General features: G+C 46.6%; 4 protein-coding genes. 3 read left to right on the top strand and 1 reads right to left on the bottom strand.

The annotated features are described in order from the left end of the window. The first annotated feature begins 65 nt into the window (after positions 1 to 65). Genes B6V75_RS18325 through B6V75_RS18310 form a run of 3 tightly spaced genes read left to right on the top strand, consistent with a single transcriptional unit; the run spans position 66 to position 5,225 of the window. Positions 66 to 1,100, top strand: coding sequence for a CHC2 zinc finger domain-containing protein (locus B6V75_RS18325; protein ID WP_088720670.1), 1,035 nt, complete (start codon positions 66 to 68; stop codon positions 1,098 to 1,100). After that, on the top strand, positions 1,097 to 4,354 hold the full coding sequence (locus tag B6V75_RS18555; protein ID WP_146735166.1) for an RNA-directed DNA polymerase: 3,258 nt from the start codon (positions 1,097 to 1,099) through the stop codon (positions 4,352 to 4,354). Before B6V75_RS18325 ends, B6V75_RS18555 begins: the two co-directional genes overlap by 4 nt. Further along, entirely contained in the window at positions 4,323 to 5,225 is a 903-nt protein-coding gene (locus B6V75_RS18310; protein WP_168174516.1) for a carbon-nitrogen hydrolase family protein, read from the top strand. Before B6V75_RS18555 ends, B6V75_RS18310 begins: the two co-directional genes overlap by 32 nt. A gap of 584 nt (positions 5,226 to 5,809) precedes the next feature. Here the strand turns inward: B6V75_RS18310 and B6V75_RS18550 are convergent. Then, positions 5,810 to 6,103: hypothetical protein (locus tag B6V75_RS18550; RefSeq protein WP_206198513.1), on the bottom strand; the 294-nt coding region annotated here is incomplete at its 5' end.

The raw sequence follows: 6,103 nt of genomic DNA, 5'->3' as shown, positions 1-6,103 counted from the left end.
TGCGCTCTGAACTATGTTCTCAATAAAAGGTTAACTTGGAAATCACAGGGGGGGGAGAAGAGCGCATGGACCTACGAGATCAGACGAGGCATCTCAACAGTATTTCCGTTCAAGAAGTTGCATCCTATCTTGGCGTTGATTTGCCAAAAAAAGGATCTTCTCATTGTCCATTTCCGGATCATGATGACGCCAACCCTTCCTTTAATATATTCGAAGATGGAAGGCGCTGGAAATGCTACGGTTGTGATCGGCATGGTGGGTCGATCGACTTTGTGAAACACTTTAGGAACCTCTCATTCTTGGAGGCCAAGAAATGGCTTTGGCAAAAGGCGTACACCGAACCCCCAGCAAGGCAGAAATTTGCTACATCATGTCCGAAGCCCATCAAAAGCTTCGCCCTGAAGGCACCGGCCACGCCAGATCCACAGATACTTGGCACGCTTTATGGCAGCTTGAGACTCACAGAATCTGTAAAGAAATATATGTCCAACAGAGCATTTTCTGAAAAGACCATCTTAGAAAGCGGTGTCGTTGAATTCAGTCCCCCTCAGGGCGTCTTGAAGGAGCTGATTGAAAATTTTGGATTTGATAATGTGTACAAATGCGGCCTTTTAACAAAGCGATCGAGTCCAGCCGATGCTCAATTCGTCTTTCCATATGGCGCCGCTGTTTTCCCATTCTTTGAAAAAGGAAGTATCGTCAGCTTTCAGGCCCGTGTCTTCGGAAATATTTCGAGGCAAGGAAAATGGCGAAATTTAAACGGAGTGCGCCCGTTTAAGTACAACATGGATGCTTTAGGAGCACTGCGCACTGACGCTCTGCATGTCTGCGAAGGTGTCATGGATACACTGTCTGCACTTCAACTCGGACTACGAGCTGTAGGCCTATTAGGCACATCCATGAACTTTTCCAATGAAGAGCTATCACTGTTCAGCAGAGAGACAGTTAAGATTATGACAGACTGGGACGACGCGGGGGAGAAAAAAGCTGAAAAGCTTAAGGTGGAATTGAAGGCAAGAGGCATACACGCTGTTCGGGTCAAGCGCCCTTCTGTTACAGCAATCGATTTGAACGAATACCTAATTGAGACTACAAAATGACAAATCTGATCGACCTTCTAACCCTCCCCGAAAATCTAAATTTCGCGTGGATGAAAGCCAAGCGCCTCCATAAAATGGCAGATGGATATAGAGATCAAGTCGAATTCTCTCAATTCGAAATGAATTTAGAATCTCGTTTAAGCGAGATCGCAAATAGCTTCGAGACTGGCAGGTATGTGCCCCGTCCCCTCCGCCTTCTTCCTCGCCCGAAGAAGGCTGAACTTACAGACGGTGAATTGCATGTTACAAATCGACAGTATTTCCATGTGGCCATCGAGGATCAAGTTGCCTGGATCGCAGTCGCGAATGTCCTAGGCCCAATCCTCGACGCAAAGATGCCGGCGTGGAGCTACGGCAATCGCCTATATCGTCCGGCTTGGCATGAGGAGGACGACGAAACGGTAGAAAAGAAGAAACTCGAAATCGGTCCATATCGTCATGCGTCTGGGCATCTTTATCGAAGGTTTCAGCATAGTTGGCCGCTGTTTCGGCGCCAAATAGCTTTGACATGCAAGTATATGGCAAGAGCAGAGCATCAAGATGGCGAACTATCTGAGATCCAAAATGACACAGACCTAGACGCGTCCAGTCAGGTTGCAATGATTGCAGCCAAGAAGGAAGGGCTACGATATCTCGATAAAGAATTTTGGAAACCGGTGGAGGGTAGCCACCGCAGCCTACTTTACCACGCAAGCATCGATCTAAGGCAATTTTTCCCGAGCATCAGGCGCTCATCTATTATCGATAGTCTTAGGACCCACATCCCTGATTCCAACTTGGAAAACGAAAAAGTTTTGGATTTAATCGAGCAGATGTTGGACTTTACATTAAAAGACGATGACGCCGACACACCTGATCAAAGGTTGCATAGCTCCGAGCCGATCGTGGAGCCTGATTTTCAAAGCTTTTCAGGTATTCCAACTGGACTTTTTGTCTCAGGATTTCTTTCCAATGTTGCAATGCTTCCAATCGATTTGAAAGTGAATTCATGGATCGAAGAGCAAAGAAACGTCGCTCATTTTCGCTTCGTCGATGATCACGCTATCATTTGTTACACTTTTGAAGGGCTGATTGACTGGGTTAAAAAGTATGAAGGCCTTTTGTGTGAAATGAAGGTTGGCCCAGAAATTGCTTGGAATAAGACTGATCCGGAGGTTTTAGCAGATTATATAAAAAATGATCCGAGTGAACCTGATATACGAGGGAAAAGGACGTTAGCCATCAATGAGACACAGATAGATGGTAGAAACCCAACAAAACTTTTGACCAAAACACTTGCTCGCATATCCGCGTTAGCAACTGTAGGTGTTGACACGCTAGACGACGAGGATCTTGAAGCGAGATTCGAACAACTTGAGTGGTTGTTGCTCGCGGACATACCAGAGCGCGAAATTCGTGCAGACACGCGAGCAGCGTTTGCGGCTGGACAGATTGCGCGTGTAGCTCCACTGTTGAATCATGTCAGTCTTGAGCTGATAAATGCGAGTCGTGCTCTCGAAAAACATAGGCCCGGAGCGAAAGCCTTCATCGCCGCAGGGACCGATGCGGAAAAAATTTTTCAATCGCTTAAGGATGACTTCGAGAAGAAGTGGTCGCAATATGAAAAAAACGAAGATAGCGTTTTGCGCCGAGCCTTTCAGCTTCTTCTTCGAGCGCTCCGTGAACATCCGACCAAATCTCGACTTTTTTTTCGTGCCCACCAGTTCTGTCGGCTCACCGGCTTCAACGGCTTAAAACTGCTAAATATCTGGGCTGAGGAACTCAGGAAGAATGATAATCCCAGCTGGGCAGCATACTACCGCGGCCTTTCAATGCAATTAATCGCGGAGGGCTCATTGAAAGCTTTCCGCGTCTTGCAGTCAGAGTCGGCCCTTCGTTCGGAGAAAAGCGCATCTCGAAAATACTTGAGTAATGTTGCGGGTTTTGGCGCAGCTCGCGTCGCGAAAGAGCAAAGGGCTTGGTACCATGAGGTGGCTTGGCACGAGTTTTTGATGTCAGCGTGGGCTATATCGAAGGGTTTCGAAGGAGCGAGCAACGAAGACGAAGTGGTTTTTGGGCAGTTCCGAAGCTTACTGGAAAAAAATCCCGAAATGCGACAGTTCGAAAAATCCTCGGACTTCTTAAGGGAGGCTACTGGTTATTCGGGAGGATGCTGGGCGTTTTGGTTGGAGCAACAATTGTCCCCATTGTACAGTACGAATGCAATTGCGCCGAGCAGCGCTTGGATTGCACTCGAGCAGGGGTTTAACTTTGAGAGAAGAGACGATGCATTGGCGATACGGCTGTATCCGGACTTCATTTCAAAGAAAGCGCTGGATCAGCTAATCACTGGAGAGTTCGAACTAGTTGAAAGTGATGCAGGTTGGGTGCTGGACAGTATTCGGCCTCACTACTTAAATGGCGAAATAGGCATCGATGAGGATGAGCTTGTTGCCCCCGAAGCTGTAAAAAAGGCCATTAAAGTGCTGAGCTTTGGGCCGGAAGACAAGCTTAGCTTATACGAGTGGGTTCAATTCTTAAATAACAAAACTGATGAGTTTGATCCAAGAGGCGGCGAATGGACGAGTTTGGAGATTGTACGTCAATTGGTTAAAATCGGTGTGGAATTGCAAAGCGAATTACACGGGAGTCTTCCCATATTTTATCCCTCCACAGCCTTTGTCCCAATCAGCTGGAAAGAGCAGCACTCAATAGAGAGTTGGGAAGTTTGGAGAGATAAAGCTAAGAGTCAAGTTGCGGTAGTGCATCTTGAGATTGACGGCGGCTTTAGAGACTACCGTTTCCTTACGTCAAATTCGAGAGTTGACGACTTCTTCAGGTCTACGGGTCGCATACTTTGGGGGCTCCTCTCTCGGGATTTCGATGGCCCGCTTGCATGGAATTTACGTGGAAATGAGCGCAGTGCGGGTTTTCCTTCGGTGCGCGGGCTTGAAACCACTCCGATCTCGTCTCTCACTTTGCGCATACTAAATGCATGTCTAAATATCAGAAGCGAAGAGAATAGACTTGCACAGAAGGAGCCCTCCCTGTTCGGTTTGCTTCTAGGCGGAAAGTTGAATGACATTGATTTTGATGCTCCCACGCTTTTAGACCCGGAAGATCTTTTGGAAGAAATAAAGATGGCTCAGAAGCAGTTGGAGAACGAGCAGTTGTCAATTACGTATGGATACCTGCGGCAGCTTATTCCATTTAGCGTTAAAGACTTTGGAGCAGCCAAGCCGAATGACTTTGATGGTGGCCCTGATGTTGAATGAAATTTTGCGCGTAGCAATTATCCAAAACTCATTAGATCCTGAGGCTGCTTGGAAAGACTTTCCAAGTGGAAACTGGAAAGATGCCGTTCAAATGTCAGCCGTCGAGGAAGCTCAGGCAATGCGTGAAATCCGGTATTACATGTCTGGCCTTCATGTAGATCGAAATGAGATCGATGTCGTGCTGTTGCCCGAACTTTCGGTGCCAGTGGGGTTCGAGAACCGCTTGAAGAAAATTGCTGAACAGTTGCAGACGATCATCATAGCCGGGTTTGATTACCGAATTGTCCCCGGAGCAACCGTGCCGACGGTCTCGAATGATGCGCTGGTTATCGTTCCTCGAAAGTTAAACGGAAAGAAAATTTTGAAGGCAACCGCGACGAAGCGTGTTGGTAAGACACATCCAGCCCCAGCTGAAAAGCGAAAGCTTGAAAAAATCGCATCAGCTGGTCCGAATGGCGTGATGTTTCAGCCTCATCCTACCGTTTGGATTTTTGATAGCGTTGAGTTCGGAAAATTTGGGGTGGCGGTTTGTTATGACTTTCTAGATTTAGACCGTATGGCTATGTATCGCACAAAGATACAGACACTTTTCATTTTAGCCTTGAATAAGGACACCAACAGCTTTGATCATATTGCTGAGGCCGCTGCCAGAATGGTTTTCTGCAACGTAATAGTGTGCAATTGTGGTCACTTCGGAGGCTCATTCGCTGTAGCGCCTTTCAAGAAGGCTTTTGAAAGGACGCTATATAGGAACATGGGCGCGAGGCTAGCGAACGCTCAAATTGTTGCACTTCCGCTTCTCGACATCGAGTCTGCACAAAATGGAAAAATCACTAACAAGGAATTTAAGAGTCTGCCTCCAGGATACTAGTGTGGCTTCAATCTTAAGGCTTGCAGACCGTAAGATTCTTAAATTTTCCCGATCGAATTTCTCGAACCGTATATGCAGGTGATTGAAAGTGCTTGCGAGCACCACTGAAGGCGTCATAGGCGAAGACGTGAACATTGATTTCCACCTTTGTACCAAGTTCGCATATTTCTTTAAGCGTTCGACATTCGGAAATTCTATTTCTCAGCGCGAGAGGGGGTGCGTCTACATATTCTGGGGTCTCGCGTTCATCAAAAACCCGTACTAGCGCTCGACGGCCGACTTCCAGACTGGGAAGCCTAGAGGAATTTGTTTTTAGACTAAAATGCAGCCAGCCGTCCGAACCGTTGTAATTTTTGAATCCTATTCGTGTAACCACATCAAGATCAAGGATTTCGCGTTGGCCAGAGTTTTTAAAGGCACAGACACATAGCTCTTTGTTTCCGTCAACCTCATACCTAGCGATTTCAGCTGAAAAATCCAGTTTCGGTATGTGCCTATGGTTTAGGTACCACCAGACAGCGAATGAAGTCAGAATCCCGATAATAACTGAAGAGGCGTAAGGCGCTATGCTTAAAATTGTTGGGTTAATATTCATTTTTTACCCCTGAAGAGCTAACGAAAAAGCCTCTTTTAAGGTCGGATTTTATATGGCTGCGGCCGAGGTCTTGTTTTAGAGAAGACGGACAAAATCCTTGATGCAATATTTCAAGCGCCTTACGATGCGTCTGAGTATCAATTTTATTGCCGAGCACTTCAGGAAGCGTGCCTCTGAAGCGCCTCTTTCTTCGGATAAAAAGATATTGCTGCATGTCTTTTATTTCAGGCATCGTGAGTTCGATCACCATCAAACGTTCCACTTTAATGTTTCCATTTTTGGC

This window comes from Thioclava sp. F1Mire-8, from assembly GCF_002213165.1.
GTDB lineage: Bacteria > Pseudomonadota > Alphaproteobacteria > Rhodobacterales > Rhodobacteraceae > Thioclava > Thioclava nitratireducens.
The sequence above is the reverse complement of the archived record's forward strand: the minus strand, read 5'-3'. Positions and strand labels throughout refer to the sequence as shown.